Here is an 859-nt window from a genome sequence, read left to right on the forward strand (position 1 = left end):
AGGCTGGCACTGGTGTTGACCACCGGCGCATCATTGACCGCATTAACCAGAATGCCAACAGGGGCCGTTTCAGTACTGAATGCTGTAGTGCCGCCATTGGTAGTGGTATCGGCATAGTCGCCAACGGTACCGGCTGATTTATCCCAGGCTCTGACGGTGAACGTTGCTGCGCCATTAAAGTCAGCATTGGGCACAAAACGTACATGGTTATTGGCATCGAGCAGCAGGGCATGGTTGTCACCGAGGCTGCCATCATTAATGGTCGTCCAGTTGGCGCCGCCATCAACCGAGTATTCCCAGCTGCCATTGCTGTTATCGACGCTGGTAATGGCAACGGCTTCAGCGGGCGAGCCATCGGCATCAGCAATAGTGTTATCGGTTATGATCTCTGCAACAGTGTTACCGTTATTGCTGGTGTCATCTTCATTAATATCAGACAGCACATAACCGTCTTTGTATAGCTGGGTACGTGTTTCATAGGCATTGCTATCTTCCCAGCTGAAGGCCAGGGTACCGTCTGCCAGTTCAACAACCGCTGGGCGTTTATCGGTCTGGCCACTGCCGACCCGGAAGGCCGAATCCACGGTGGCTCCGGTATTATCAAACTGCTGAGCCCAGATCTGACGACCGGTGTTAAGGTCATCACCGGTTTGCCAGGTGACAACAAAGCCGCCACTGGCCAGTCCGGTAACCTCCGGGAAGGTCTGGTCGGGGAATGAGTTATCGTTGGTCACGGCAAATTCACTGCCTACTGTCTGGCCCTGGCTATCGACAATACGGGCGTAAACACCGTAGCCCTGACCATCAGCACCGGTAGAATCCATCCAGGTAACCACATACCCGCCATTGCTGAGTGAGG

General features: G+C 54.1%; 1 protein-coding gene. It reads right to left on the bottom strand.

Translation table 11 applies throughout. The features are described 5' to 3' along the window. The coding region (locus AK963_RS29820) for a hypothetical protein (RefSeq protein WP_202969946.1) at window positions 1-824 on the bottom strand (824 nt) is incomplete at its 3' end. Window positions 825-859 lie beyond the last annotated feature (35 nt).

It is taken from the genome of Endozoicomonas atrinae (genome assembly GCF_001647025.1).
GTDB lineage: Bacteria > Pseudomonadota > Gammaproteobacteria > Pseudomonadales > Endozoicomonadaceae > Endozoicomonas > Endozoicomonas atrinae.